This is a genomic window from Marinimicrobium hydrolyticum (genome assembly GCF_030848505.1).
Classification (GTDB): Bacteria; Pseudomonadota; Gammaproteobacteria; order Pseudomonadales; family Cellvibrionaceae; genus JAVDDU01.
This window is the reverse complement of record NZ_JAVDDU010000011.1, coordinates 14,061-40,144: the sequence shown is the minus strand read 5'-3', so window position 1 is coordinate 40,144 and position 26,084 is coordinate 14,061. Positions and strand designations below refer to the sequence as shown.

18 protein-coding genes are annotated in these 26,084 nt (G+C 53.6%); 14 read left to right on the top strand and 4 right to left on the bottom strand.

What is annotated here, in order from left to right; all coding sequences use genetic code 11:
• Nucleotides 1-6: 6 nt before the first annotated feature.
• Nucleotides 7-1,188: a helix-turn-helix domain-containing protein gene (locus tag RBH33_RS15570; protein ID WP_306733144.1), complete on the bottom strand. Its 1,182-nt coding sequence runs from the start codon at nt 1,186-1,188 to the stop codon at nt 7-9.
• A gap of 436 nt (nt 1,189-1,624) precedes the next feature.
• On the opposite strand from RBH33_RS15570, the gene RBH33_RS15565 reads away from it, so the two are divergent.
• The 8 genes from RBH33_RS15565 (at nt 1,625) to ispH (ending at nt 14,604) form a co-directional block, all read left to right on the top strand.
• Entirely contained in the window at nt 1,625-5,131 is a 3,507-nt protein-coding gene (locus tag RBH33_RS15565; RefSeq protein ID WP_306733143.1) for a glycoside hydrolase family 9 protein, read from the top strand.
• Nucleotides 5,132-5,345: 214 nt separating this feature from the next.
• Nucleotides 5,346-6,935 carry a murein biosynthesis integral membrane protein MurJ gene (murJ, locus tag RBH33_RS15560; RefSeq protein ID WP_306733142.1) on the top strand — a complete coding sequence of 530 codons (1,590 nt, stop codon included), beginning with the start codon at nt 5,346-5,348 and terminating at the stop codon, nt 6,933-6,935.
• Nucleotides 6,936-6,973: 38 nt separating this feature from the next.
• Entirely contained in the window at nt 6,974-8,671 is a 1,698-nt protein-coding gene (locus RBH33_RS15555) for a DUF342 domain-containing protein (RefSeq protein WP_306733141.1), read from the top strand.
• Between the two features lie 130 nt (nt 8,672-8,801).
• Entirely contained in the window at nt 8,802-9,764 is a 963-nt protein-coding gene (gene ribF / locus RBH33_RS15550; RefSeq protein ID WP_306733140.1) for a bifunctional riboflavin kinase/FAD synthetase, read from the top strand.
• Nucleotides 9,765-9,770: 6 nt separating this feature from the next.
• A complete protein-coding gene (ileS, locus tag RBH33_RS15545) occupies nt 9,771-12,569 on the top strand; it encodes an isoleucine--tRNA ligase (RefSeq protein WP_306733139.1) in 2,799 nt (932 codons plus the stop codon).
• 71 nt (nt 12,570-12,640) lie between these two features.
• Entirely contained in the window at nt 12,641-13,141 is a 501-nt protein-coding gene (gene lspA, locus RBH33_RS15540) for a signal peptidase II (RefSeq protein WP_306733138.1), read from the top strand.
• Entirely contained in the window at nt 13,134-13,589 is a 456-nt protein-coding gene (locus tag RBH33_RS15535; RefSeq protein ID WP_306733137.1) for an FKBP-type peptidyl-prolyl cis-trans isomerase, read from the top strand. Before lspA ends, RBH33_RS15535 begins: the two co-directional genes overlap by 8 nt.
• A gap of 64 nt (nt 13,590-13,653) precedes the next feature.
• Nucleotides 13,654-14,604: a 4-hydroxy-3-methylbut-2-enyl diphosphate reductase gene (gene ispH, locus RBH33_RS15530; protein WP_306733136.1), complete on the top strand. Its 951-nt coding sequence runs from the start codon at nt 13,654-13,656 to the stop codon at nt 14,602-14,604.
• Between the two features lie 33 nt (nt 14,605-14,637).
• On the opposite strand, the gene RBH33_RS15525 is transcribed toward ispH, so the two are convergent.
• Entirely contained in the window at nt 14,638-15,153 is a 516-nt protein-coding gene (locus tag RBH33_RS15525) for a GspH/FimT family pseudopilin (RefSeq protein ID WP_306733135.1), read from the bottom strand.
• A gap of 210 nt (nt 15,154-15,363) precedes the next feature.
• Here RBH33_RS15525 and RBH33_RS15520 point away from each other — a divergent pair, with 210 nt between their 5' ends.
• Genes RBH33_RS15520 through RBH33_RS15500 form a run of 6 tightly spaced genes read left to right on the top strand, consistent with a single transcriptional unit; the run spans nt 15,364 to nt 22,816 of the window.
• The gene (locus RBH33_RS15520) at nt 15,364-15,894 is read left to right on the top strand and encodes a GspH/FimT family pseudopilin (RefSeq protein ID WP_306733134.1); all 531 of its coding nucleotides are present in this window, start codon (nt 15,364-15,366) and stop codon (nt 15,892-15,894) included.
• Nucleotides 15,872-16,360, top strand: coding sequence for a type IV pilus modification protein PilV (pilV, locus tag RBH33_RS17775; protein WP_373568282.1), 489 nt, complete (start codon nt 15,872-15,874; stop codon nt 16,358-16,360). The genes RBH33_RS15520 and pilV overlap by 23 nt, the downstream gene beginning before the upstream one ends.
• Nucleotides 16,360-17,427: a PilW family protein gene (locus RBH33_RS15515; protein WP_306733133.1), complete on the top strand. Its 1,068-nt coding sequence runs from the start codon at nt 16,360-16,362 to the stop codon at nt 17,425-17,427. Before pilV ends, RBH33_RS15515 begins: the two co-directional genes overlap by 1 nt.
• A gap of 21 nt (nt 17,428-17,448) precedes the next feature.
• On the top strand, nt 17,449-18,000 hold the full coding sequence (locus RBH33_RS15510; protein WP_306733132.1) for a pilus assembly PilX family protein: 552 nt from the start codon (nt 17,449-17,451) through the stop codon (nt 17,998-18,000).
• 25 nt (nt 18,001-18,025) lie between these two features.
• On the top strand, nt 18,026-22,375 hold the full coding sequence (locus RBH33_RS15505) for a pilus assembly protein (protein WP_306733131.1): 4,350 nt from the start codon (nt 18,026-18,028) through the stop codon (nt 22,373-22,375).
• 15 nt (nt 22,376-22,390) lie between these two features.
• Entirely contained in the window at nt 22,391-22,816 is a 426-nt protein-coding gene (locus tag RBH33_RS15500; RefSeq protein WP_306733130.1) for a type IV pilin protein, read from the top strand.
• A gap of 14 nt (nt 22,817-22,830) precedes the next feature.
• Here RBH33_RS15500 and RBH33_RS15495 read toward each other — a convergent pair whose 3' ends face one another.
• On the bottom strand, nt 22,831-24,204 hold the full coding sequence (locus RBH33_RS15495; RefSeq protein WP_306733129.1) for a sigma-54-dependent transcriptional regulator: 1,374 nt from the start codon (nt 24,202-24,204) through the stop codon (nt 22,831-22,833).
• A gap of 18 nt (nt 24,205-24,222) precedes the next feature.
• A complete protein-coding gene (locus RBH33_RS15490; protein WP_306733128.1) occupies nt 24,223-25,830 on the bottom strand; it encodes a sensor histidine kinase in 1,608 nt (535 codons plus the stop codon).
• Nucleotides 25,831-26,084 lie beyond the last annotated feature (254 nt).

Here is a 26,084-nt window from a genome sequence, read left to right as displayed (position 1 = left end):
AGGCAGTTAAGAGGGTTGAGGGCCCAGCTGAGCTTGCGCGACTTTCTTTCGATAGTCGGTGGGTGTCATACCCACCTTGCGTTTAAACAGCGTGTTAAACGTGGCTTTGCTGTTAAATCCGACGTCGTACATGATGTTGAGTACACTCTTGTCATTTCCTTCGCAGGCTAAAAGCCGCTTGGCTTCTTCTACACGATAGCTGTTCACAAACTCAAAAAAATTGCAGTGGAAATGCCTATTGATAATGGTGGATACGGTGCGGGGGTTAAGTGAAAGGTGCTCGGCCAACCTGTCCAAGGTGAGCGGTGTAAGATACAGCTTTTCTTCTTCCATGGCGCGCGTTAGCCGAGCGGCTTGTTGGGGTTGAATTTTTGGCGGTTCTTCGGCGCACTCGCTATCGTTGTAACGTTGATCCATCCCCTCGCAAATGCTCGAGTGGCGCAAACTAAAAAATATCAGCACGCTAATAAGGACAAAGGTGGTGTAGTTGCCCAGTAGTCCCATAATTTCAAAATTCACCTGCACGCCGTACATAATCGCCAGCATCACAAAGAAAACGACCAGCACCGACCAGGCGCGGATGAGTAGAAATCCTGTTACCAGTAGGGTCAGCCAGGAAAGATCCAGTTTTTCAATGTCGGAATAATTGCGCTTTAAGTGCTTGCGATACCGAGTAAGTTCTACCAAGCACAATACCCCCAGGGCGGTACGAAACACTTCTCTAAACAGCGAAACATAGTTCATGTACTGGGGGGCTATGTGCAAACTATAGCCCTCTTGCAGGGCGCGCTTTAGATCCATATCCAGGCTGTAGTAAAAGAAAAACTGATAAATCAGATAAGCCGCAGCCGGTAGCAAGTACAGGGTGTCTTTCCATGTCAGTTGATAACTCTTATAGATCAGCGATCGGGTGTACCAAAGCAACAGCGGTCCTTCCAACCAGTAGCCGTAGTCAAATACGTAAAAGAGGTTGGGAGAAATGGAGAGTGCGATGTTGCGAAATTCGGCGCCAAAATTAATCAGGATGTCCAGTGGTATCGCCGCATGCTGCAAGAGAAATAAGGCTAGCAATGTGTTTCGCAGCCAAAATTCATTTCTTAGAGTGAACAATAATATCGCGAAAAGTATGCATTGATAGGCTGTCATTAACAGCACGACATCATGGGTATTGAATATCACCTGATCCATCACAACACCGATTTATTATCGTATAAGTATGGCGCCTTCCGTCGCTCATCCATTCGTGCCTGTCAGACGGAGCGCGAAATAATACACCGACTGTCAGTATTAAGCAGCCGTTTTTTCCGTCGATTCTGCACACTGCTTCACATGAATGGAATCCGCTCAATGATGTTTGCGCTATCAAGTTGGCGAGGACGACGATGTTAATTGTGGCGCATGTTTCCTGACGACAATTTGTTACGCCTTTAACCGGCCGACATCAGTTTTTAATGTTCGGATAAACACAGCGCAGAGTGCAGAAGTTTGAACGTTCGGATTTATGAATTGCAGAAGGTTTGACGACGCTTGAGAAGAATTTATGGAATATGCCGGCTCCCAATTTATTGGGTTTTTACTGGTGTGAAGTTGACGGCCAGCTAACAACAATTTAAAAGGAGCCAAAATGTTCAGACTAAAAAGAACGGCCAAGCCCTGGGCGTTTCTTGCCGTCGCGCTGTTGGGCGTCGGCAATTCTCACGTGATGGGGCAAGACATCGATTGGATAGACAGCACATTTGAAGACGGAAAGACTTATCCGTGGGTTAATAGTTCGGGCTGGGGAACCGCAGCGGACTTTGATGTCAATACCTCCGACGGACGGATGTGTGTGACAGTAAATGAGACCGGAATTGAGGCTTGGAACATCACTTTCCGCGTCGAGCGACTACACATTCAGGCGGGTGAAACCTATACGTTCTCCGCAACTTTAGAAAGCGACGGCGACGCCGCTGTGAATTCGTTTATAGCCCATGAACCGCCACATGCCGCTAACTGGGGAGCGCCGGTACTTTCGCGCACGCATGCATTGAGTGCTGGCAGCCCCGAAACCATTGAGTGGACCCATTCTTCCACTCGGGAATACCGGGGCGCGTACGTCGGTTTCCATATGGGAGGCGGTTCCCTGGTTCCGGCGAACACCACCATTTGTATTGGTGACGTAGAACTCAAGGGCCCGCCATCTCCTTACGTTCGGGAAGAAGAGCCCGTTTCACCGATTCAGGCCAACCAATTGGGCTACATTCCCGGCCTGGCCATGCGCGCGACTTACGTTTTGCCCGAAGGGGCGGACAATACGCCGAGAGATTGGCAATTGCAGTACAACGGTTCGCGTGTAGATGGTGGGCAGACCATTCCCGCCGGATTCGACGCGGGCTCTGGTAACCAAATCCAGAGCATCGATTTTTCCAGAGTTGAACTCGATGTCCTGGGAGAAGGTTATCGCTTAGTGGTCGATGAAGGCGGCACTGAAATCATCGGCCGTTCCTTTGCCATCGCCAACGATTTATATGATGAACTCCGGTATGACGCTCTGGCGTATTTCTATATGAACCGGGCGGGCATCGAAATCAGTGCCGATGTGGTGGGCGAAGACTTGGCTCGTCCCGCTGGCCATCTGGGCGATGATGCCATACAGACCTTAGGTTGTAACCCGAGCATCGCGAGCTTGCCACAGGATCATTTGGATCCGGCGTTTCTTGAAGAATGTTTGACGCTGGATGTGTCCGGTGGCTGGTACGATGCTGGCGATTACGGCAAGTATGTGGTCAATGGTGGCATCTCGGTGTGGACGCTCTTGAACCAGTATGAGCGATTCAAGCACCTGAGTGATGTGACGCCGTTTGGGGATGGCCGTATGCATCTGCCAGCCGACGAGCAAGGCGACGGTTTGCCGGATTTGCTTAACGAAGCCAAGTGGCAGCTTGATTGGATTATGAAAATGCAGGTTCCGGAAGGTGCAATTTACGAAGGCATGGTATACCACAAGATGCACGGTGATAGCTGGCCAGGACTTCCCAGTTACCCCCATGAAGATCCGTCTACTCGGTACGTTTGGCCACCTTCTACGGCAGCGACTTTGAATTTTGCCGCCGTCGGTGCCCAGTGTTACCGGATCTTTCGGGAATACCCAGGTTATGCAGACTTTGCGCAAGCCTGCCTTGATCGTGCGGTACGTGCCTTTGATGCGGCCGTGACCGGACCCTTCCTACGTTCACCGCCAACTCAACAACAATTCGACGGCGGCGGGGCCTATGAGGACAACGTGTTGAACCCCGACGAATCCTCTTGGGATCACGTCGAGGATGAACGTTACTGGGCAGCAACCGAGCTGTACTTGGCGACTGGAGATGCCCAGTACGCGGCTGACATGGACAACTATGCGGCTCACCTGCAACTGGATGATGGTTTGTCTGCGTTTAGTTGGTTCCAGACCGATGGGCTGGGAGTTGTTTCGTTGGCCACCGCTGGTGAGGCTATGTCGGCCGATCCTGACTGGGTAGCCCAGGCGCGCGTAGCCATACAGAACACCGCCCGCCGTTACGCGGAAGAAACTCAGAACAGCTACGGTTTGAATTTCAACGCAGAAGAGATGTATTGGGGCTCCAACGCCAACATTGTCAATAACATGATTGTGCTGGGCTTAGCCCATGACTTTAGTCAATGTAACCCACTGTATGCGGATGCCATGCAAACCAGCATGAGTTACCTGTTGGGCCGTAACCCCATGGATATTTCTTATGTTACCGGAGTGGGTGAGCGACCCGTGCAGGAGCCGCACCATCGGGTATGGGCTAACGCCGAAGTGCACCATTTTCCCGAGCCACCTCGTGGCGTTATGGTCGGTGGACCCAACATGACAGTGGGCGACTGGGAAGACGATGTGGCCGCACAAGTCCTCGACCCAGACTGCCCACCGTTGACCTGCTACGTAGATCACATTAAGGCCTACGCCCAGAACGAAGTGACCATCAACTGGAATGCGCCCTTTGCCTGGGCCGTGGCTTATATGGCGGAGTTGGCGAGTGATCAGCAGCCTGCGTCCTGTGACGGTGATCCGTTGGTGGCGCTGGATGGCAGCATCAATCTGGACGTTACCGATTCGCTGGATTTACGCGCCTTGAACAATGGTGCGGCGGGAGACACCTATGCCTTGGACCAAGGCCCCACTTACGGGCAAGTGGTCATCACCAACGGCGTAGCCACCTACACTCCGAGCGATGACTTTGACGGTAACGACAGCTTCACTTACGTCATAGTAAGTGCTGCAGGCGTTGTTTCAGACCCGGCTCGGGTGAGTGTTACCGGCTCAACTGTGGGTGTATGTCAGGCTCCAGCCTGGTCTCCCACTGAAGAGTACCCGACGCCCGGTACAGTGGTATCCCACAACGGCGCTGAGTACTACAACGAGTGGTGGATCAACCCCGATGCCAACGAGCCAGCCCCCGACGAAAGCTTCTCGTGGGGTCCTTGGATACTGATCGGCCCCTGTGGAGGTGTTCAGGATCCGGACCAGTTGGGCGTATCACCTTCCAGTCTTTCCTTCGACGTTAATGGTGGTACCCAATCCGTCAATGTCACTGGCAATGTCAGTTGGGTAGCGGAAAGCAACGCCGGTTGGATTACGGTGAATAACGCTCAGGGCAGTGGCGCGGGTAGCTTCACCGTGACCGTGAGCTACAATGGAGGGTCAGAGCGTACCGGCACTATCACGGTAACCGACGGGACTCTCACTCAAACCGTTACGGTGTATCAAGTAGGTGAGCAAGTCGGCGGCGCGTGTGGTTACGAGGTGACTTACCAAACACACGAGTACCACAACAAGTGGAATGCTCTACTGACTATCGAAAACACCAGTGGCGCCGTGATGAACTCCTGGGAAGTGCTGCTGGCCTACCCGGATCACACCACCTTAGGCGCCTGGGGCGGTCCGGGCACTTGGGACGCGGATGTGGCGACTCTGTCCGGTGCGGGCAATCAATATCGCCTGACCAACAAACACTGGAACGGCACCCTCTATCCCGGCGACACGCTGACCATCCACTTGGATGGTAGCTCCGGCCCACCACCACCGGGCACCCCCGTTGTCCCTGCCGGCATTCCCGAGATCAGGGGGCCGGTCTGCGGTAACTGAGTGCCGTAAGGCCACTCTGTAAAGGGAGCCCGCCTGGGCTCCCGATCTTCGCTTAACCTCTCTTGGCCAGCCTTAGCGCTGGCTTTTTTGTGCCAGTAGGGTGCCTTTGACGCGCCGCGCTGTATCTTAGTGTCGGGACTGTGGATAATGCGGGCATTGAATCGCAGTGGCCGGAGTCAAGCGCCGGTTGTTCACTCCTGGAAGAGATTGATCTGTGTCTGAGTCAGCCGTACCACAACCCCGACGCGCCCATGGACTGCTTCGCTCGAGCTCGGTCGTCGGTTCCATGACCATGCTCTCGCGCGTATTGGGTTTGGTTCGAGACATCATCTTTGCCCGAGTCTTGGGTGCCGGTTCCGGCGCCGACGCGTTTTTTGTTGCCTTTAAAATCCCCAACTTTATGCGCCGTCTGTTTGCAGAAGGGGCGTTTGCCCAGGCATTTGTGCCGGTGTTATCCGAATATCGCCACAACGGTGTACACGCTGCTGTGCAGGATTTGGTGGACCGCGTAGCCGGGTGCCTGGGTTCCGTTTTGATCCTGATTACTTTGCTGGCGGTGGTGGGAGCACCGGTGGTGGCCGCCATGTTCGCCCCCGGTTTCTGGTTTAATTCGCCGGAGCAGTTTGCTCTGACGGTCGATCTGATTCGTATTACGTTTCCGTATCTGCTGCTGGTGTCTTTAACGGGTTTCGCGGGCGCCATTTTGAACAGCTACGACCGCTTTGCCATCCCCGCCTTTACGCCCGTTCTGTTGAACATCAGTTTAATCAGCGCCGCGTTTATGGCCGCACCGTTGGCGCTTACGCCTGCCTATGTATTGGCGTGGGGGGTAATTGTGGCAGGGGTCTGTCAGCTGCTTTTCCAGTTGCCGTTTTTACGACAGGTACACCTGTTGCCGTCTCCGAAAGTGGATTGGCGTCACCCCGGGGTTAAGAAGGTACTCTGGCTTATGGCGCCCGCCATGTTTGGCGTTTCAGTGAGTCAGATTAACCTGATGCTGGATACAATCTTGGCCTCCTTTCTGCCCACGGGAAGTGTCTCCTGGTTATATTATTCGGACCGTCTGGTGGAGCTGCCCAACGGTGTTTTTGCCATTGCTCTGGCGACAGTCATTATGCCCAGTTTGTCGAGGCTTCATGCCGCCGAGAGCACTGAACAATTCAGTCGCACAATCGACTGGGCACTGCGGGCCATTTTACTCCTCGCTGTGCCTGCCGCCTTGGCGTTGGTGGTGTTGGCCAAGCCGATCCTCTTTACCTTGTTTCAGTACGGTGAAACCACCGTTCGGGATATGCAAATGGCCAGCTATAGTCTGCAAGCCTATGCGCTCGGGCTGTTGGGCTTTATGCTAATCAAGATTCTTGCCCCCGGTTATTTTGCCCGTCAGGATATGAAAACACCGGTCCGCATAGGCATTATCGCCATGGCGGCCAATATGGGCATGAACCTCATCCTGGTGGCGCCTCTGTATTACTGGTTCAACATCGGCCACGTGGGCTTGGCGTTGGCCACGGCTTTGTCTGCCTACCTTAACGTATGGCTACTGTACCGAGGGCTTCGGCGGGCGGGCGTTTACAGGCCGCAATCAGGCTGGCGACGCTTGTTTTTGCAATACGGCGTGGCCAATGCGGCTATGGTGGCGGTGTTGTTTTTGGCCTTGAGCGTTTGGCCGGATTGGGCAGAGCCCCTTTGGTGGCAGCGGGGCAGTCGCCTGGCAATTCTGTGCTTGGGTGGTTTGTTGGTATATGCCGTTATATTGCGCGTAGTCGGCGTGAAAATCAGCCATTTTCGAGGTATGCACTGATATGCGGCAGATCGCCGCGGGTGTGCTAATCTGTGAATATGGGCGACACAGAAAACAACATTACGGGCAGGTCCCCCCCAGCGTCGGGGTTCGAAGACTCCGACGCCAGGCCCCCACGCGCCTCACTTATCCAACTCAGTTACGATTCTGCCAGTCACTGCGTCCTCGCCCATCTGGTTCCTGCCCCCGATGCCTCGGTAGTCACCTTAGAAGGGCTGCGCCACCAATTAGCGGAAGAAAGTTACGACCGCTACTTTGCGCCCGATGAAACCCTTCAGCCCATAGTACTTAAAGCCAATAAGGCCGAAACCGGTGAATACACCGTCGCTGAGCGGCGTGACGCCCGCTACGACTGGCGCATCAGCAAGGAAAAAGACGCTGTGTTTGTGACAGTTACGCGCGCTTACGGTGGAGATTCGCCTACCCGGCAGAGCCTGCGACAAGCGCTTATCGAGCTTAAAGTTCCGGATCCCTGTATTTTGTCGGCGGCTTTAGATGAGGTGGTGGCCATGGGCCAGGGGGAAAATGTGTGTGTCGCTAAAGCTCTGCCTGCAGAGCCTGGGCGGGATACCCGATTTGAACCACTGGTGGAAACTTGCCGAGAACTGAATCTGAGCGAAGACGAACGCGGACGCGTGGACATGCATCAGCTGCATGAGTTTGTGGTTGTGGAGCCGGGGACGCCTCTAATGCGCCGTCACGCCGCCACGGCCGGAAAGCCCGGCCTTAACGTTATTGGAGAACCGCTGAAGCCGAAACCTGGAAAGGACTTTGGGTATGGCAAGGACATCGAGGGCGCTCAAGTCTCCCCGGAAGATGGCGATCTTCTCATAGCCGCGATCAAGGGCCACCCGGTGGAGGTTGCTCACGGAATGCGGGTGGACCCCACATTAATAGTGAAGGACGTTGACCTAAGTACCGGCAATATCGACTTTGATGGATCTTTGGAGGTCACCGGCGATGTGACCAGCGGCTTTGTGGTACGCGCCAGCGGCGATATTGTCATTCGCGGCATGGTGGAGAAGGCCGAAGTCCACGCCCGCAAAAATCTGGTCGTCGCTGGCGGGGTCATTGGCGAAGACCTCGGCAGGGATAATCAAAACCACTTGCAACTGCGCACACAATTGCGTGCTGGTGGCGACCTGAGCGCCAAGTTCGTTAACCTGGCCGACTTGGTCGCCGGTGGCAATATCCAGGTTCGGGAATATGTCATGCAGAGCCATTTACACAGCCAGGGCTCGATATTGGTTGGACAAGCTGGGGGCAAGGGCTGCTTGATCGGGGGGCGGGCGTTTGCCGCGCAGCGCCTGATAGCCAATATCCTCGGCAGCGATGCCAGCGTCTATACGGAAATTCGCATCGGCAAAGCCAATCCCAAGCGGCGGTTGATGGAAGCTTTGAAGCAGGCCGTACTCTTGTGTGAGCACAATTGTCAGAAACTGCAGCCGGTGCTGGACGCGATTGAGCAGGCGGGCGTTCAGGGGCCGGCGCCGGAAAAACTGGAGAAAATCCGCAACACGCTGGACGCACAACGACAGCGCAGGCAACGCCTGCTGAGTCTCATTCAGCGCCTGACCGCTCGCCAGGAAGCTTCCCAGGATGCCTTGGTGGACGTAAAGCGGCAGTTGCACGCCAACGTTAACATCACTATCGATGGCGTTAGCCACACCTACGCAAACGATATGGGGCCACGCTGTCTGGTGCGTCGCGGCGCTGAACTGGTCAGCAAGTCCTGAGTCAAAGCCGCTAGGGCCCAAGAGTTTAGCGCCGGTACCCGCTGCGCTGACCCCTTACTCCTGCGGGAGCGCTCCTGTATACTCACGCCCCTTACAAGGACCCATTCAACTGAGGCATGCCGGTAACACCGTGAACCAGGCCCCCAGAGAATTTATCCGCGGGCTGCACAATTTGCGCCCCCGACATCGCGGCTGTGTCGCCACTATCGGTTCTTTCGATGGTGTGCATCTTGGGCATCAAGCGATCCTGGGTCAGTTGACCCGGGCCGCTGATGTTCATTGTCTGCCTGCCGTGGTGATCATTTTTGAGCCTCAGCCGCACGAATTTTTTGCCGGCGACGCCGCTCCAGCGCGTTTGACACGCTTGCGCGAAAAGGTCGAGGCGCTGTTCGCGGCGGGCGTACAACGGGTGCTGTGCCTGCGTTTTAACCTGGAGTTGCGCAGCTTATCCGCGCGTGAATTCGTTGAGCAGATTTTGGTAGAGGCTCTCGACATCAAGCATTTGGTGGTGGGAGATGACTTCCGCTTCGGCTGCGATCGCAGCGGTGATTTTGCACTGCTCCAACAGATGGGGCGTGAGCGCGGTTTTACCGTCAGCGATACCTGCACCTTGGAAATCGACGGCAAACGGGTGAGCAGCACCCGAATTCGACAGGCGCTTCAGGATGGGGACTTTGAGCTAACGGCTCGGCTCCTGGGACGCCCCTACGCCATCAGTGGGCGGGTTGTTTACGGTCGGCAGTTGGGACGCCAGCTGGGGGTGCCTACCGCCAATGTGCAGTTGCAGCGCTATCGCTCACCCTTGCAGGGTGTATTTGCCATTACCGCTCACCTGCCGGATGGGCGCTTGTGTCCCGGCGTAGCCAATGTGGGTGTGCGGCCGACGGTGAGCGGAACCGTCAAACCGCTGTTGGAAGTACACTTGCTGGATTTTTCGGCGCTCTTGTACGGTGCCAAAATTAATGTGGTGTTTCATCACCGGCTGCGAGACGAACAAAAATTTCCTTCTCTGGAACATTTGCGTGCACAGCTGCAGGACGACATACAGCAGGCACGAGACTATTTTCAAAACCACAATTCGGGCGAATCCTGACAAGCCATGACCGACTATAAAGCCACATTGAATCTGCCCCATACCGAATTCGCCATGAAGGCGAACCTGGCCCAACGCGAGCCGGCGATGTTGGAACGCTGGAACAAAGACCAGCTTTACCAGCAAATTCGCGCTGCTCGCCAGGGCAGGGAGCAATTTATCCTGCACGATGGCCCCCCTTACGCCAACGGCGATATTCATATCGGCCACTCGGTTAACAAAATTCTTAAAGACATCATCGTCAAGAGCAAAACTCTGAGCGGTTTTGATGCTCCCTATGTGCCCGGCTGGGATTGTCATGGTCTGCCGATTGAACACAATGTGGAGAAAAAGCACGGCAAGGCCGGGGTCAAGCTGGACGTAAAAACCTTTCGGCAAAAATGCCGCGAGTACGCCGCCAAACAAGTGAACGGTCAAAGAGAAGATTTTGTGCGCTTGGGGGTGCTGGGTGACTGGAACAATCCTTACCTCACCATGGATTACGCCTTTGAGGCCGACATCATTCGCGCCTTGGGTAAAATCGCCGAGCGCGGTCATTTGCACAAAGGCTTTAAGCCAGTTTACTGGAGCGTAGTGGGTGGCTCCGCGCTGGCGGAAGCGGAAGTGGAGTATCAGGATAAAACCTCTCACTCCATCGACGTGAAGTTCGCCTTTACCGACCCGGACGCAGTGGCCCACGCCATACCGGATTTGACCGGGACGGGCCCACTGTCCCTGGTTATTTGGACCACCACACCCTGGACCATTCCCGCCAACCAGGCGGTGAGCGTACATCCTGAACTGGATTACGTGATGGTGCAGGCTGGAGAGGAGCGTTGGCTGGTGGCCGAAGCACTGCTGCCGTCAGTACTGCGACGCGCTGGCCTAGAGGGCCATCAAGTCGTCGGCCACTGTACCGGCAAAGCGCTCGAGCAGTTGCAGCTTAGACATCCGTTTTACAATCGCCAAGTACCCGTAATTTGTGGTGACCACGTGACCACCGAAGCGGGTACCGGCTGCGTTCATACCGCGCCCGATCACGGCATCGATGACTTTTCCGTGGGGCAGAAGTACGGTATAGGGACGCTTAACTACATCGACGACAATGGTCTGTACCGGGACAATGTAGAAATTTTCGCCGGCGATCATGTGTACAAGGTGGATGACAAAGTCATTGCTTTGTTGGAAGAAAAGCAAGCCCTGTTGGCGCACAGCAAAATTACTCACAGTTATCCTCATTGCTGGCGCACCAAGACGCCGTTGATCTTCCGCGCCACGCCCCAGTGGTTTGTGAGTATGACCAAAAATCAATTGCGCGAGCAGGTGAAAGACGCCGTCGAGCAAGTGCAATGGGTGCCCGATTGGGGCCGTGCGCGTATTGATTCCATGCTGGCTTCCTCTCCGGACTGGTGCATTTCCCGTCAGCGTACCTGGGGCGTACCCATTGCGTTGTTTGTGCATAAACAAACCGGCGAATTGCATCCGGATACCCCTAAGCTGATCGAAGCGGTGGCTCAAAGAGTGGAAACAGACGGGATGGATGCCTGGTTTGATTTGCACCCGGGCGAACTTCTCGGCGATGACTCGGCTGAGTATGAGAAAGTCACCGATACCCTGGATGTTTGGTTTGATTCCGGGGTTACCCATTTTGCGGTGCTTGCGCAGCGCGAAGGGCTGCGTTACCCCGCAGACTTGTATCTGGAAGGCTCGGATCAACACCGGGGTTGGTTTCAGTCCTCCCTGAAAACCGCTATGGCCATGCACGGTACACCGCCTTACAAAGCGGTGCTGACCCACGGTTTTACCGTGGACGCGCAGGGCCGCAAGATGTCCAAGTCCGTAGGCAACGTGGTGCCACCGCAAAAAGTGATGAAAGAATTGGGTGCGGATGTGTTGCGCCTGTGGGTGGCGGCAACGGACTTTTCCGGCGAGATGAGCGTCTCTGACGAAATTCTCAAACGCACCGCCGATTCTTACCGCCGCATTCGTAACACGGCGCGTTTTATGCTCGCCAACCTGAACGGTTTTGACCCGGCACAAGACGCCGTAGAGCCGAATGAGATGCTGGCGCTTGATCGCTGGGTTCTTAACCGGGCAGCGGAGCTTCAGACAGATATCATTCGCGCCTATGATGACTACCAGTTCCACCAGATTTATCAAAAGTTGCACAATTTTTGTGTGGTGGATCTGGGTGGGTTTTATCTGGATATCATTAAAGACCGTCAGTACACCACTCGTGCCGACAGCTTGCCCCGGCGTTCCGCGCAAACGGCTTTGCACCAAGTGATGCAGGCCTTCGTGCGCTGGATTGCGCCCATATTGAGCTTCACGGCCGACGAAATCTGGCCACTGATCCCCGGCGATCAATCCGGCTCCGTGTTTTACGCCGAATGGTACCCACTACCAGCGCCTTCGGAAACCAGTTTCAGCCAAGAGGATTGGCAGCGTATTGCGGAGGTTAAGGATGCAGTGAACAAGGTGCTGGAAGCCAAGCGCGGCAATGGAGAGCTGGGCGGCTCACTCGGCGCCGAGGTGGTTCTGTATTGCGATGAAGAGCTGCACCTGCTTTTGGACCGCTTGGGCAATGAGTTGCGCTTCGTTCTGATTACCTCCAGCGCTGAAGTTAGGCCCCTGATCGATGCAACAGAGGCAGAGCTGACGGCGGTGGAAGGCTTGAAAGTGGAAGCCCGCAAATCCGAATACGCCAAATGCGCGCGTTGTTGGCATCATCGCCCAGATGTAGGCATCCATTCTTCTCACCCCGAAATCTGTGGCCGCTGCGTGGAGAATGTGGACGGCCCCGGTGAGCAAAGACGTTACGCCTAAAACACCCGCCGGACGCAAGCTGCGGCCGGCGGCCCATTCGAGAACTGAGATTGCACAACAGTAAGTTATTTATGAAATCCCTCACGTTTCCTCGCCAGGTTTGGCGCTGGTACGCCTTTGCGTTGGTCGTCCTGCTGTTGGATCAGATCAGCAAACAGTGGGTGTCCGCCGCACTGACTTATGGCGAGCCGGTGGTGTTTACACCGTTTTTTAATTTTACGCTCTTGCACAATCCCGGCGCGGCGTTCAGCTTTCTCGCGGATGCCGGTGGGTGGCAGCGCTGGTTCTTTACGGTACTGGCGTTGGGTGTGAGTGTAGTGCTGGTGATTTGGCTGGCGAAAGTTTGTGTCGCCAAGCCGCTGGAAGCGTTGGCACTGGCACTTATCTTAGGTGGCGCGCTGGGCAATGTGTACGACCGCTTGATGCTGGGGTATGTGGTGGACTTTATTGTCGTGCACTACCGGGACTATTACTTTCCCGCTTTCAATATTGCCGACTCCGCCATTACGGTGGGAGCCTTTTTGCTAATTTTCGACATGCTGTTCAGTAAGGAGAATCCATCCCATGACTGACCCTGAACTGGTGGTGGGCCCGGGAACCAGCGTGACCCTACATTTTGCTTTACGCTTTCCCAGCGGTGAGGAGATCGATTCCAATTTCGAAGCCGATCCGGCCACTTTCACGGTGGGTGATGAACAATTGCTACCGGGTTTTGAAAAAGCGCTGTTTGGCCTAAAGGCGGGTGACACGGGCGCTTTTCACATAGAGCCCGAAGAGGGCTTCGGCCAGCACAATCCCAGCAACGTTCAGGAAATGCCGCGCGAGCAGTTCGAGGAAGGTCTGGAATTGGAGGAGGGGCTGGTGTTGTCTTTTGCCGACGCCCAGAAAACGGAACTACCGGGTGTTGTTGTGGAGTTCGATGACGAACGAGTCGTGGTGGATTTTAATCATCCGCTCGCGGGCCGTGAAATCGTCTTTGAAGTGGCGATTTTACGGGTCGAGCCCGCCCAGTTACACTGACAGGTATTGAAGAGCCACCTTCGAAGCCGCTGCTGTATTACGAATGACCAATTTTGGAGCTCCAATGCAAGCCACCGCCCCGCTACAAATTAAATTGGCCAATCCCCGCGGTTTCTGTGCGGGTGTGGACCGGGCCATTGATATCGTGAATCGCGCCCTGGATGTGTTTGGCGCGCCTATTTATGTACGTCACGAAGTGGTGCACAACAAGTTTGTGGTGGATACCCTGCGCGAGCGGGGCGCTATCTTTGTGGATGAGCTGGACGAAGTGCCAGACGATGTCATTGTAATTTTTAGCGCCCACGGCGTATCCCGCGCGGTGCGTAACCAAGCGGAAGTGCGAGGTCTGCAAGTATTCGATGCCACCTGCCCGCTGGTGACAAAAGTACATATTGAAGTCATGCGTTACAGCAGCGAGGGTCGCGAGTGCGTGTTGATCGGTCATGCCGGTCACCCGGAAGTCGAGGGCACCATGGGCCAGTACGACAACCGCAAAGGCGGCGCGATTTACCTGGTAGAAAACGAAGCTGACGTGGCGGCTCTGGAAGTAAACACCCCGGAGCGTTTGGCCTACGTTACCCAAACCACTTTGTCCATGGACGATACCGCCAAGGTTATCGACGCCCTACGGCAAAAATTCCCGCTCATTCAGGGGCCACGCAAAGACGACATCTGCTACGCCACCACCAATCGCCAGGACGCCGTGCGTCAACTCGCACTGGAGTGCGGACTGGTGCTCGTGGTGGGGTCCCAAAACAGCTCCAATTCCAACCGTTTGCGTGAGTTGGCCGAGCGTTGCGGTGCCGAGGCCTATCTGATTAACGGTCCCGAGTGCATTCGTTCCGAGTGGTTGGAAGGCAAGAGCGCCATTGGCATTACCGCCGGTGCTTCGGCACCGGAGGTGCTCGTGGAGCGGGTCATTCAGCACTTGCAGAGTTTGGGCGCCCAACCGCCTTTAGAGCTCGACGGCATTCCTGAAAACATCAGTTTCAGTTTACCCAGAGAACTGCGCTAGACACTCAGTTTGGCGCAGGCGGTGTAGCTACACCTACAAGCACTGCTCCGACTCGATGGTGTTCATGCGCATGCGGCCGCTGCGCGCCAGTACCAACTGATACCCGCGTTCTCCTTCCTCTCCGCACACGGTTATTCGTCCCGCCTGAAAGGCTCCACCGGAACTGCCATTCGCAAAGCGGCTCTCGCCCGTACCGATAAATGAAATGTGCCTGGCGACCCAATGATTGCCTACGATGTGAGTGCCTTTTATGGGGCCACTACTGGCCAGTAATTTCTCCCCAGGATCCAGTTCGCCGTTGTGATTTGGATCCATAAACACCTGCCAGCCCTCATTCCAGCTCCCCGTTGCTCGGAGAGTGACGCGACTGTTGGTGGTGATGGCATGGGTGCGGGCCACCTGGACTGCCTGGAACAGTTCCTGGGCCTGAGATTGGGTGCGACTCTCTCGAATGTGTTGGGATAAGTTGGGAATGCCGATGGCCACCAACAGCATCAGCACGATCAGGACTACGAGAAGTTCAATTAAAGTAAAACCACGAGAAGCCATAAATCCCTCCTTGGATTGTCAATGTGGCGCGCCGTTCATACATCCCTGTCGACCGCATATCGCCTAAACAGCACGGAAACAAACCGTGTGTGTTAGGTTTCATCAATATACTAGCCGTAGAATTCAGCGTCCACAGTGCAGTGAGATGATCTGCTTATAAAAATAGCCCGCTTTTATTAGCTGGCCATATAACGAATAGGTTGTTGAAATATGCGACGAATGCGCGGATTTACCTTGATCGAGCTTGTGGTGACCATGGTAGTGCTTGCCATCGTGGTGGCGTTTGCGATTCCGAACTTTAATACCATGGTGCGAGACAGCCGTTCCACTACTTTGGGGGACGATCTGATCGCCGCGATCAATTACGCCCGTGCTGAAGCAGTGAAAAGGGGTGGCCGGGTCTCTCTTTGCGCCAGCTCGAACGGTACTGCCTGCATCGGAAATTGGACTGACGGTTGGATCGTTTTTACCGATGGCGCGACCTCTGATACCGCTGCCCTGGCGGTGACTACCGTGCTCCGCAACTGGGAGGCTCCAAACGTAAACGCATCCATAACGGTTACCCAAAATGGTGCCGATACCAACTTCTTCCGTTTTACAGGCGTGGGGGCGCTCGCCCGAGCCGGCAATGTAGTGATCAGTTCGAAAATTGAGGGTTGTACCGGCGACTCCGCCCGTACCATTACTGTCAACCGGGGAGGGGTAGCTCGTGCAACCAATGCAGACTGCGATGACGAATAAAGGCGGAAAGCCAACATGCCCTTGGGCCTACCGTATTCGGGGGGTGGGCCTTATTGAAGTGCTGGTGACAATGATAATCCTCTCTACCGCCTTGTTGACACTAACGGCTTTACAGACCCGCTCCTTGCAGTTCAATCACAGTGCGTATCTGCGCTCGCAAGCTAACATCTTTGCTTATGACATATTGGACCGGGTGCGAATTAACTGGCGTGAACTCGCTGCGTACAACTTGGAACTGGATGATGATGCACCGACCGCTAATGCTCCTTTGGCTCAAAGAGACTTAGGGGAGTGGCGAGCATTAATTGAAGCTACGCTTCCCGGGGGTTCTGGAGGCATTGAATGTGATAATGACACGAGGGTTTGTACGGTTACTGTCCGATGGGAGGAACAAAATACTTCCGGGCTTGAGAGCGAAGATACTTCAACGTTCACCTACACCAGCCAAATGAGGAGTCCAATTTGATGCGCAAGCAACAAGGGCTGTCCCTAGTCGAGCTCATGATTTCCATTACCCTGGGGTTGGTGCTAATGACGGGTGTTATGCAAATGTTTCTCTCCAGTCGGACTGTTTATACCACTCATCAGGCCATCTCCCGGGTTCAAGAAAACGGCCGATTGGCCATGGAATTTATGTCAAGGGACATTCGTATGGCCGGATTCATGGGATGTATGAGCCGCAATATGGAGTTCACCAACACTCTTAAAATTGACGATGCAGAGGCAGAGGTACTTTACGGCTTTGGTGTGGGCATCGAAGGAGCTACAGCTGGCACGGGTCAACCAACGGGGTACCCCGCCGCTTTGACAGGCACCGATATACTAGTTGTACGCAGTGCCAGCGGCAATAGTGCTCATGTGGTCAGTGACAAAAACTCGACCAGTCTAAAGATTGCCACTGACAGTGTGGTTGCCAACGCATGTAACAATGGCAGTGACAATATGATCAGTGGGTTGTGTAAGGGAGACGTTGTCATCATCACCGATTGTGAAAAAGCCAGGGCTTTTCAAATCACTAATATACAGGGCAGCAATGGTAATGTTGTGCACTCGAAAAAAGGAGAAGCCGGTGATGGGGGATTCTCGCCCGGTAACGATACAGCATCGTGGGGTGGAAACTCCGGCCCGCCGGAGGAGCAGTTTGGACCAGACTCTGAGATTATAAGGGTAACTACAAACTTTTATTATATCGCGACGAATGATGCGGGCCGCCCAGGCTTATGGCAAAAAATAGGAAATTCAGCGGCTCAAGAGGTGCTGGAGGGTGTGGAGAACATGCAGTTGACTTACGGTTTGGACACCGACGGCAATGGCGTACCCAACGAATACCTAGATGCGGCAGCAGTAGGAAGCAATTGGGATGATGTGCTCAGTGTAAGGGTACAACTACTTGTGGTAAGTCTGAATAACAATGTACTGGAAGAGCCGCAGCCTTACACATTTAATGGGACTACGGTTACACCCGACGATAGCGACAGGCGGATGCGCCAGGTCTTCGTTAACACCATTGGGATTCGCAGCCGCCTTCCCTGAATGGCACTGCAGGAGATTGTTATGGGTCGTTTAGCGCTAAATTTTAAGGGTCACTTCAAACAGCGAGATTCACAGCGAGGCGTTGTGTTGATCGTGGGTTTGATTATGGTGCTGCTGATCAGTCTGGTGGCCCTGGCAGCCATCCGTGGTAGCAGCTTGCAGGAGTTAATGGCAGGCAACGTACGAGACCGAAATCTTGCATTCCAGGCGGCTGAAGCGGCGCTGCGAGAAGCGGAGATGTACTTTAACCAAGCGACACTTCCGCAGTTTAATGGGAGTACGGCTGGCCTGATTGAAGCGATCCCAAGTTCGGTCCGCACGGGCTACTGGGATAATTACAATTGGGCTACGCAATCGGTTCAGTCAACGTTAGATATAGAAAGAGTCAGCCAACCTCCTAGGTATGTGATCGAAGAGGTGACTTATTCTGTTATGGCCGGGGTAGATGGCGGCGCAATTGACTTTGAAAACAGCCTAAATACAGAGGACGCCGTACTCTACCGGATCACCAGTATAGGGTACGGTGCCACCCAAGAATCTACCGTTATTCTTCAAACCACCTTTAAACGCTAGGCCTAATTTGGCAGGAGCATGCATCATGAATATAAAGGCGATTACCACAAAATTTTGCCTGATGTTATTTGCTGCCGGGATCAGTCTGGCGAGCACTCACAGTGTCGCTTCATTGGATCTAGCACAAAACCCTCTCTTCCTGTCGCACCCCGTGCGCCCGCTAGTGATGCTTAATATGTCGAATGATCATCAATTGTATTTTAAGCTTTATGATGATTACTCGGATATTACGAAGGATGGCAGCCCTGATACCACTTATATCCACGATTATGATTACTATGGCTACTTTGATAGCACCAAATGCTATGTGTACAGCACGGATGGCGATCGGTATCAACCTAGCAATGACGTAGATGAGTCAGGCTATTGTAATTTGGGTGAAACGGCTGATGAGTGGAGCGGAAACTTTCTCAATTGGGCTACCATGACCCGTATGGATGCGGTTCGTAAAATTCTCTATGGCGGCTATCGCGCAGTTGATACTCCGGGAGAAACAGTGCTTGAACGAAGCTTTCTACCTGCAGACGCCCATTCGTTCGCGAAATATTATGGGGGGGACGATGTAAACCGACTAACGCCGTTCGGAAGCAACAGTGCCGCAGAGGATGCTAGGGATCGAGGCGTTACTCTATGTAATGTCACCGATCCCGGTGACAACTCACTGTCTCAAAACGTCACTTCACCTCCGTTGCTGCGTACGGTAAAAGGAAACTATTCTCTGTGGGCCAGTAACGAGCGTTGGCAATGTCGATGGCGCGACGATATCTCCCAAAGCGATAGAGGAAAGAATGGCAATGACCCGACTTTGACTGGTATTCAGGCGTACGCCGACAGCCCGAAGAAAGAAAAAGGTCTAGGGGAAAAAGAGTATAGCGTGCGTGTTGTGGTTTGTGATTCGAATTGGACGAATGAAGCGAATAATGAAAACTGCGAATCCTATGGGACCTCTCTCAAACCCACAGGTTTGCTACAAGAGTTTGGTGAGGATAATTCCATACTGTTCGGTTTGATGACCGGATCCTTTGGAAAAAACAAGTCTGGCGGTGTGTTGCGTAAAAATATTGGTAGTGTTACTGATGAGATCGATGCTGATAACGGTACCTTCATAGTCCCTGTGGGAGATGCGTTGGATGATTTTGAAGGGATAATAAACACCCTCAACCGATTGCGTATTTATGGGTACCGCTATGAGAACGGAACTTACTTTGGCGCGACAGGAAGCGACGCTTGTGAGTGGGGTGAGCATACCTTCAGCGATGGAACGTGTAGCAACTGGGGCAATCCCCAGTCAGAGATTTATTTGGAGTCATTGCGCTACTTGGCAGGCCTACCGAAGACTTCGGATTTTGATGTCGACGATTCCAGTCGTATTGCCGGCCTAAATACTGCTGTGTGGGCCGCTCCGGTATCCAGCGCAAATTATTGCGCTCCGCTTAGTGTTGTGCAATTCAATGCGTCAACCAGCTCTTATGACGGGGATCAACTAAGTGGTGCCTCAGATATTCTCCAGGGTTCCGATTCACTAGCGAATCAAACAGATGCAATTGGTGTCGCGGAGGGAATTGAGGGAAACGAGTTCTTCGTAGGGAAAGTGTTAGGCAGTGACGAAGTTGGCTCCGATAACGAACTCTGCACAGCGAAGAATGTGTCGGGGCTTTCCAATGTTCAGGGTACTTGCCCAGATGCTCCTCGCCTGGGAGGAAGTTATCAGATTGCAGGTTTGGCGCACTACGCCAGATCGAAGGGGATTCCTTTAACCGGCGTGACAGAGGCAAGTCGTCAAACAGTGCGGACCTATGGCGTTGCTCTGGCGCCAGCCGTTCCGCGCGTATCTGTACCTGTGCCAGGATCGGAAAGCCAAACGGTTGTTATTCAGCCTGCATGTCGCAGCCAGAGAACGGATGTTCCCACCAATTGTGCGATCGTCGATTTCAAAATTGTTGAACAAAGTGAAAGCGTGGTTGACGGTGCACTTACGCACTCTGGAAAGCTCTACGTAAACTGGGAAGATAGCGAACAAGGCGGTGACTTTGACCAGGATATGTGGGGCATCATCGACTACGAGATTACGTCGCTTAATGCCAAGGTTAAGACGAATGTCATAGCTGACTCTACCCCCCATGAGCTGGGATTTGGCTATGTGATTAGCGGTACGACATCGGATGGGTTTCATGTGCACTCAGGTATCAACGGCTTTTCGAGTTCGCCTGTAACTGTAGCGGGCGCTAATATTTTGGGTTGTGCTAGCGATGACGAAAATGATGATTTGAATGGTTGTCATGTAGGCGATGGCGCTACCGAAAGCACCCATTTAATAGGGACCTCCACCGGTAGCCCACTTGAACAGCCACTGTACTACGCTGCGAAATGGGGTGGGTATCACGATGATGATACAGAAATCTCAGAGATAGCTGCGAACCCGCCTGAAACCTATTACTATGCAACCGATCCTCGGGAGCTAGAACAATCTTTACGAGACGCATTTTTTAATGTGGCCGAGGCCGCGGGGTCTGCGTCAGCAGTAGCAACCAACTCCACACGGCTTGGCACGGATACGGTAATTTACCAGGCGCTGTTCAACAGTAAACACTGGACAGGGGAAATCAAAGCTATCCCTCTGACGGCGGAAGGTGGTATCGGAGAAGAGCTGGCATGGAGTACAGGGCTGGATAAGTTCCGCGATCCCGATGATCGGAACATTGTGACATACGATGGAACGACAGGGGTTCGTTTTCTATGGGACTCCATATCAGCGGCGCAGCAGGAGGCTCTTGGATCAATTGATACTCTGAGGTGGTTGCGGGGGGAGGACGTGCCCGGCCTGAGAGAACGCGAAGAGACTCTCCTGGGCGACATTGTGAACTCTAATCCGATTTATGCGGGATCTCAAAACTATCACTTTCATAATTTGCCCGCCACACTCGGTGGTCGAACCGCGGACGCCGACCCCTATGGTGAGTACCTTCGGGACGTTAAACATGGCCGCACAGAAGTTCTGTATATCGGGGCGAATGGTGGAATGATGCACGCTTTTAATGCTGAATCAGGCGATGAACTGTTTGCTTATGTCCCCTCCATGATTTATGACCAGCTGGAGAATCTTACCAAATCGAATTACGGCAATTCTTCGAATCCTCACCGCTATAATGTCGACGGTCCTATCTTCGTGGGCGATGCTTACTTTACTCACAATAGCGTGACCAAATGGCGTAACATTCTCGTGGGAACGCTAGGGGCTGGAGGAAAAGGTATATTCGTTCTGGATGTCACTGACCCGGACAACTTTAACGAAAATAATGTTTTATTCGAATTGACTGAAGATGACTACCCAGAAATAGGCCATATTACCGGGCAGCCTTTGGTTGCACCAACGGACAAAGGCTGGAAAATATTTTTTGGTAACGGCTACAATTCTAACGATGGAAAAGCCAGTTTGGTCATGGTTAATCTGAATGAACCCAAGGGAAGCAACACCAAAGTGATGAGCACCGATGACGAATCTGGTAACGGCATGGCTGCGCCCGCATTGCTCCCTGATGGTCGGGGCGTAATTACGCATGCTTACGCGGGGGACCTATTGGGGCGTATGTGGAAATTCAGTTTCACCCACAATCAGGTTGCTCATTGGGGATCGTCGTTTGGTACAGATCCTTTCTTCACCGCTCGAGATACAAGTGGCGAGGTGGATAGAGTGCAACCCATCACTGCCGCGCCCACCCTCGGCCGCAATGCCAAAAAAGACAATGCAGTCATGGTCTATTTCGGTACAGGCAGTTATTTGACGAATGAGGATAACCAGCCCGGTGACACAGTGCAAAGCTTCTACGCACTTGCGGACACTGGTACGCGCATTACCACTACCGACCGTAGCGACCTAATGGAAAAGACCATAGATTACGAAGGTTTTGTTGACAACGAGGGAAGTCAGGTAGATGAAGGTGATCGACGAGTTAGGCAGATTGGTAAAAACGATGATGACAGCTGGTGGGCTGGGGAAGGTTCAAAACGGGGTTGGTATTTGGATTTTTGGGATGGAGAAAGTACGCTAACCGGCGAGCGGGTCATCAGCAAGCCGCTTTTGATTTTCGACCGATTGTTGTTCCCGACCTTGATTACTTCTGATCATCCATGCGCTTTGGGTGGCAGTGGCTGGTTGATGGAGCTGATTGCGGTTGGGGACCGGTATCCGACGCACTCAATTTTAGGAGCAGACGGTTTGGCGCTTGACTATGCTGTTTTGTCCTTATCCGATGTTATTCGGGGTGGGGAAAACGCCTATATTCCTACCAGCAATATTCGCGGGGATATAGACATAGAAAAAGGTGAGTTGCCTGGCGGTGCCTTGGGCCGCATGTCCTGGCGGCAATTGCGATAATCGAGGAAGTTCAAGATGGTACGAAAAAAATCAGTACGCGGCTTCACACTTATTGAGGCGATGGTAGTTGTGGCTGTTATCGGGGTGATTGCGGCTTTTGCTTTCCCGGCTTACACCGAGTACGTGCGCAGCACCAACCGGGCAGATGCCAAGGCTGAACTTAGTAGTGTGGCTCAGCGTTTGCAGAGGTGCTTTACCGCGTACAGTGCCTATGATGATGACGACTGTGCGGTGCATGCCGCGATTACCGGAACAAACGCGATTACGTCCAGGGAAGGGCTTTACACCATTACCGGCGCGGTCACCAACACCACTTATACATTAACGGCTACTCCTGTTGCGGGAACCATGCAAGCGAGCGATGCCAAGTGCACGACGCTTACCTTGAATCAAGCGGGGGTCCGCGGTGCTACTGGGACCGATGCGGGCAGCTGCTGGTAGGTTGATTGGATGGTTTATTCCCCATCCAACCCCAGTTTTCGCAGTCGATACCGCAGTGATCGAAAACTAATACCCAGGTTTTTTGCGGCCTGGGTTTTGTTCCACTTGGCCGCTTCCAAAGCGCTGCACAGCACTTCTTTTTCAATATCTTGCAGATATTCATCCAGAGACGGGTACTCGGCGCAGCGAGCCGGGTGATCCAGTTCACCTTGCGGTTGTTGTTGTGGCCCACTGCGTGGGGGGCGGGCGCCTGGCAGGTGTAGATCTTCCGCGTCTATTACGTCGCTTTCACACAAGGTAAAGGTGCGTTCTAGTACGTTCTCCAGCTCCCGCACGTTACCCGGGAAGGGGTATTCGCATAAAAGCTTGAGCGCCGCCGGCGTTAATTGCGGGACTGGAAAATTGACGGCACTGGCAAGCTTTTCTAACAGATGTCGGGCCAGTAAGGGAATGTCTTCACGGCGCTCGCGCAGAGGCGGCACATTCAGCTGTATGACATTCAGACGGTAAAACAAGTCTTGACGAAAACGACCGGCATTAACCTCTTCTTCCAATTGTTTGTGGGTGGCGCACAGAATGCGCACGTCGGTTTTGATTTCTTCCTGACCACCCACGGGCCGAAGAGCCTTTTCCTGAATCGCACGTAACAGTTTCACTTGCATATCCAGGGGAAGGTCGGCCACTTCATCCAGAAAAAGGGTTCCGCCCTCGGCCGCTTGAAAGAGGCCGGCTTTGTCCTGGTGGGCGCCGGTAAAGCTGCCTTTTTTGTGGCCAAAAAACTCGCTCTCCATCAGTTCCCGGGGAATGGCTCCGCAGTTTACCGGTACAAACGCCTGGTTGGATCTAGGCCCCAAGTGATGAATGGATCGTGCCACTAACTCCTTCCCAGTGCCGGACTCACCGCTGATGTACACGGGTGCCTGGGATCGGGACAGCTTAAGAATGCTGGCGCCGAGTCTTTGGATGGCGGTGGACTGACCGATAATCAGCCCCTGATTTTGAGCATCCCCCTGGGGCAACTCGCTGGATTGGATGGCAGTGGTCACCAGTTTTCGCAGGGCGCCAAGGTCTACCGGCTTGCTAACAAAGTCAAACGCACCCGCCTTCATGGATTCGATGGCACTGTCGATACTGCCATGAGCGGTTATCACCGCAACCGGCAGCCCTGGCTGGTATTGCTGAATGTATTCCACGATTTCCAGCCCGTTACCATCCGGCAAACGCATATCCGTCAGGCACAACTGATAGTTGGCCTTATCCAGATGCTCTTTCGCGCGCTTAACGCTGTCGACACTATCGGTGAGAATCTGCATGCGACCTAGGGTGATTTCCAGGAGTTCGCGAATGTCCGGCTCGTCGTCAATAACCAGGGCGCGCTTGCGGCTCATCGTCTTATGCTCCTCTTCTTATAATGCTCGGTCAGGGTGCGCCAGTTGGATATGGAAGCAGCTTAGGCCTTCTTTGGTGCGTGTATAGTGAATAAACGCCTGATTCGCCTCACACAGTTCCTTGCATATATATAAGCCTAGCCCAGATCCGGTATTAGAGGTGGTGTAAAAAGGCTCGAACACATGTTTGCGTTCTTGCTTATCGATTCCTTTGCCCCAGTCAATGACGCGAATGTACGGCTGCTGTGCTTGCTTTTCGATGCCCGCCTCCAGTTTTACTCGACTCTTGCCGATGGCCAGCTTGCTGTAGCGTCGGCCATTATCGCATAGGTTGCTCAGCACCTGGTGAAGCTGACCCGGATCGAATTTGGCGATGATGTTGCTGGACAGCAGGCGCAACTCAATGTCGTCTTGTTGGCCCGATTCGGTGCTGTAATCGCTAATGAACTTCGGCAGCCACAGGTCGAGATCCACTTGCTGCGGGGTAGCAGTTCTTCGACGGGATAGCTGAAGGACATTCTCGATGATTTGATTCACCCGCTTGCTGTGATTATCAATGATCGACAACAAGTGCAAATCATCAGATTCAAGATTTTCCGATTCTGCCAGCAACTGACTGGCATGGCTGATGGCGCCCAGAGGATTGCGAATTTCATGGGCAATGCTGGCCGTCAGGCGACCCAGGGAGGCCAACTTTAATTGTTGCGCCTGCTGGGTGATTAGGCGGTTATCTTCAACAAAAATTAGAATGTCGGACTGGTCGTCTTCGCCCAGGGGGGCAAAGTTGATTTTCACTTCACTGGCGGTATCGGCGCCTACTCGCACAGGAGGAAGGGGAGACGCGTGTTGGCGCCATTGCTGGAGATGCTCTTGCAGCTCCGGTAAATCTGCCAGCGTTAGGTCAGCCTGTTTCGTCGTGGGAATCGCCAGTAAGTTTGCTGCCGACTTGTTAAATAAATCAATATGCTGGTTCGGGTTCAGGACCAGAATCCCTGTGCGCATACGCTCTACAATGAGTTGTGCCAGTTTTTGCAGGTGCGCCGCCTGTTCGGCCTGACTCTGGGCTTCCTCATGGGTGGTGCGTACTTTTTTGGTCAGGTATTGAAAGGCAATGGCGGTGAAAAACAGTAAAGCGCCGAGCGCCCCTGAGGAAAACAGGATTTGGTAGTCGGCGGATAACAGCCAAATCCGGCTAATGCTTTCCCCCAGCACAGCGATACTCGCCAACGCTGCCAGCAATACCGCCAGTTGGCCCGGCAACAGCATGCCGCCGGCCGCTACCACCACCAGCAGCAAGTATCCTAGGCCACTCTGCGCGCCGCCACTGGCGTGCATCAACAGCCCAACGGCCAGCAGGTCAATCAATAACAATACAAACAGCTGTTGGACAGATGGGAGAAATTTGGCGCGCCACAAGAGGCCTAAAGTGACCACATTTAGGGCGGTGTAAATGGCCGAGGTATAAAAGAATAGATCGGGATTTTCGTAACCCAGAATGCTGGGTGCGACTTGTCCCTGGAACATCAACAGCAGTAGGCTGCCCAGAAGCGTGCGATAATAGGTGTAGACCCGTAGTAATTCGTAAGTACTGTAATTGGGAATATTTTGGACAGTGCTTGTTTTCATAGGAACTGAGGATCGCGAAAAAGGGCTGCGGGCGGGGCTAGGTCGCCGATTATTTTTTGCCTAAAGAGTCATTTTTGACCGACAATGCCCGCCCTTCGGGACGCGCTGTCGAGCAAGATTGTCGTTCGGCCTGTTGTTATGCCAGCTAGGCTCGATTTCCCGACGATGGACCTTATTATTGAATGACATGGAAAGGGTAGCCTTTCCTTCCGCTTCGATAGCAATAGTATACGCAGTAAAGCGACCCAGCCACA

Excerpts from the sequence above, each read along its gene's own strand:
- RBH33_RS15570 (WP_306733144.1), bottom strand. The coding sequence starts at position 1,188 with ATGGATCAGGTGATATTCAATACCCATGATGTCGTGCTGTTAATGACA.
- RBH33_RS15565 (WP_306733143.1), top strand. The coding sequence starts at position 1,625 with ATGTTCAGACTAAAAAGAACGGCCAAGCCCTGGGCGTTTCTTGCCGTC.
- RBH33_RS15555 (WP_306733141.1), top strand. The coding sequence starts at position 6,974 with ATGGGCGACACAGAAAACAACATTACGGGCAGGTCCCCCCCAGCGTCG.
- ileS (WP_306733139.1), top strand. The coding sequence starts at position 9,771 with ATGACCGACTATAAAGCCACATTGAATCTGCCCCATACCGAATTCGCC.
- lspA (WP_306733138.1), top strand. The coding sequence starts at position 12,641 with ATGAAATCCCTCACGTTTCCTCGCCAGGTTTGGCGCTGGTACGCCTTT.
- RBH33_RS15535 (WP_306733137.1), top strand. The coding sequence starts at position 13,134 with ATGACTGACCCTGAACTGGTGGTGGGCCCGGGAACCAGCGTGACCCTA.
- ispH (WP_306733136.1), top strand. The coding sequence starts at position 13,654 with ATGCAAGCCACCGCCCCGCTACAAATTAAATTGGCCAATCCCCGCGGT.
- RBH33_RS15525 (WP_306733135.1), bottom strand. The coding sequence starts at position 15,153 with ATGGCTTCTCGTGGTTTTACTTTAATTGAACTTCTCGTAGTCCTGATC.
- RBH33_RS15520 (WP_306733134.1), top strand. The coding sequence starts at position 15,364 with ATGCGACGAATGCGCGGATTTACCTTGATCGAGCTTGTGGTGACCATG.
- pilV (WP_373568282.1), top strand. The coding sequence starts at position 15,872 with ATGCAGACTGCGATGACGAATAAAGGCGGAAAGCCAACATGCCCTTGG.
- RBH33_RS15515 (WP_306733133.1), top strand. The coding sequence starts at position 16,360 with ATGCGCAAGCAACAAGGGCTGTCCCTAGTCGAGCTCATGATTTCCATT.
- RBH33_RS15510 (WP_306733132.1), top strand. The coding sequence starts at position 17,449 with ATGGGTCGTTTAGCGCTAAATTTTAAGGGTCACTTCAAACAGCGAGAT.
- RBH33_RS15505 (WP_306733131.1), top strand. The coding sequence starts at position 18,026 with ATGAATATAAAGGCGATTACCACAAAATTTTGCCTGATGTTATTTGCT.
- RBH33_RS15500 (WP_306733130.1), top strand. The coding sequence starts at position 22,391 with ATGGTACGAAAAAAATCAGTACGCGGCTTCACACTTATTGAGGCGATG.
- RBH33_RS15495 (WP_306733129.1), bottom strand. The coding sequence starts at position 24,204 with ATGAGCCGCAAGCGCGCCCTGGTTATTGACGACGAGCCGGACATTCGC.
- RBH33_RS15490 (WP_306733128.1), bottom strand. The coding sequence starts at position 25,830 with ATGAAAACAAGCACTGTCCAAAATATTCCCAATTACAGTACTTACGAA.